The sequence below is a fragment of the Deltaproteobacteria bacterium genome, assembly GCA_019309545.1.
Taxonomy (GTDB): Bacteria; Desulfobacterota; Desulfobaccia; order Desulfobaccales; family Desulfobaccaceae; genus Desulfobacca_B.
Genome location: JAFDGA010000092.1, coordinates 1 through 2,249, shown reverse-complemented (window position 1 = coordinate 2,249; position 2,249 = coordinate 1). Strand labels below are relative to the sequence as shown.

Annotated in this window: 3 protein-coding genes; all 3 read right to left on the bottom strand. The window is 51.9% G+C overall.

Translation table 11 applies throughout. The features are described from left to right. The coding region (locus JRG72_11905; protein MBW2135905.1) for a type I-E CRISPR-associated protein Cas6/Cse3/CasE at positions 1-287 on the bottom strand (287 nt) is incomplete at its 3' end. Beyond that, positions 250-1,047, bottom strand: a complete 798-nt coding sequence (gene cas5e, locus JRG72_11900) for a type I-E CRISPR-associated protein Cas5/CasD (GenBank protein MBW2135904.1) — start codon at positions 1,045-1,047, stop codon at positions 250-252. The genes JRG72_11905 and cas5e, both read right to left, overlap by 38 nt. Before the next feature lie 24 nt (positions 1,048-1,071). Further along, positions 1,072-2,238 (bottom strand): type I-E CRISPR-associated protein Cas7/Cse4/CasC, encoded by a 1,167-nt coding sequence (gene cas7e / locus JRG72_11895; GenBank protein MBW2135903.1) that lies wholly within the window; start codon positions 2,236-2,238, stop codon positions 1,072-1,074. Positions 2,239-2,249: the final 11 nt, after the last annotated feature.

The window sequence follows — 2,249 nt, the reverse complement described above, 5'->3', positions numbered from 1 at the left end:
GTTTTGGTGTCAATCTTTCGGGTCGGGTTGGCCCGCAGGCGAAAATAAAGGATTGTCCCTGGTTGGAGCGAACTATATTGCTGGATGATCGATTTTAGGGCCGGGTTTTCTTCTGCCGGTATATCCATCAGGTAATCGGGCGGCAAGCATGACCAATCCGGCTTTTCTCGGGATTGGACATATAAGACAACTTTCCTCCGGCGGCGATCTGCCTCCAGCCGATGCAGGACAGAGAAATTTTCTCTAGCGCTAGCCGCAGGGATTGGCAGGGAAGGAAAGGCAGACATGATGGTGCGATGCATTTCCTGGCAATAACCTGGTTTCGACATAACGTATGGTAAAAGAACGGTCAGCAAAGGAGAGCGGGACATCGTGACGGACCTCGGCCGTGGAGCCGAAGGGGGCATCCAGCACCATACGCAGGCGCAGAGCCCGGCCAGCCTGATGTTCTGACTCGATCTCGGCCAGTTTCTTTTCTTTCTCCCTGAGGGTGCGGGGTATCCAGGGATAGTTATGGAGAACTTCTTCCAGTGGAAGGTAGATTATACCGGCGAACTCAGGGGGGCCTGGAAAATCAGGGGGGCGATAACCAATAGGCACAGGCCCAGCAGGGACGAAAGATTTTCTTCCCAAATAAAGAGGCCACTTGGGGTGGGCCAAGGCTTGATCCAGCTGTCTAAGAAGTGCTTCATCGTGAGATTCCAGACCTACCAGGAAATCGGCGTCAGCCAGGTAGTAGCGTTGGGAAGTAACTGGCTGGGGTTTACTGCCGTCCGCTTTAGCGACTCCATAGGAATCACCTTTGCGGTGAGTGCCCCCGGCGGTATGAAAATCAACCTGCATAATGCCTTCCCGATCTACTCTCACTCCCATCCGCAAGCGGGCCAAATCATCTACAGGATGTGAGCGGGGCCGTCCCAAGGCAGCGCACAGCAGGCCGATCACGCCGCTCTTGGAAGGCTCCATCTCTGTATCCCGGTAACTAAACCGGCTTTGCGTCCCCCAGGATTGCATGGGGCCGGTTAATCGTAAGAGAAGGGTTTTCACGGCTTGCCCTCCTTATCACCAAGATCAGGTTGATCGGATAACATCCATAACTTTAGTTACTAAAGCTTCAAGGTTTTCCACCTGATGATCTTGTAATTTTTGCAATTCATTATCAATGGCCAGGGCTGATTTGAGCAGGATACCCTTTTCCCCGTATGCGGTTGCCAGCTTCTCCCAATAGTTCTCCAGGGCAGTAACGGATTTTTGAATCAAGTTCCCTTTCTGGTCAGGTCGGACCGGCTCGACAAAAGCGTTAGCCAGGGACCAGAGACCGGATTGACGGACTACTCCTAAGATGAAAGAAGGTGGATTCTGGGCGGCCATACTGTTTTGCTTGCCGGTGGGAATGGCGGCTGCGGCGGCCCGGAGGAAGGCGTCCACCGCCTTTATAGACAAGTCTTGATCTCCTCCCAGGTTTTCTTGCAGCTGACTCATATCGATGTTGGCATACCGGTAAAAGCAGGCAGAATTGAACTCGATAGTACCCATCATCCCCGCACCAGCAGTTTCTTTGGGGTTGAGGTCGTCCACTGCGGTATAAAAATCAAAATCCATACTGATTTTGTGGGTGGAGATGGCATGAGCTACCTGGCAGGCAGCATCGATATTCTTTTCCGGGAGGTCGGCGAGCATCCTGCCAAAAAGGGCCAAATCCACTGCTTTGCCACCGTCCAATATCTGCCCCATAATTTTTTTGAATTCCTCCGGGATTGCTGCTTTAGCTAGTTTTTTCTTGTTCTTCTTGGCCTTTTCTCCTTCCGGGGCTTCGTCTTCTGCCGCCTGAACAACCTGTACCAAGACATCCCAATATTCCTGGCAGGCTGAGGCGAGAGAGGCGATTTCATTCTCTCCCAGGGAAAGAAGGTATTCGGTTTTACCTTCCTCTTTGACTCCTAAGCCCCAGCCGCTGAGTGCGGTTTCCACCACTTTTCGGGCCAGAGAAGGGTCTATTCCGGCTTCCTCCAGACGTTTGGTAACTTCATCTACTAATCGCTTGGTACGTTTGGCCAGGGATTCAACAGGGAGACGCATTTCGTTCTTAAAATATTGCCGAATGGATCGCTTGATGCACTGGCTAGAAATGCGGGCTCGGCGGTAGCCGCCGAATTCACAATCCTTGGGGGAGTTGGTATCATCCCGGTTGAGACAGGATGGTGCAAAATTTTGAAGCATATGAAGTTCGATAAACATATTATACCTCC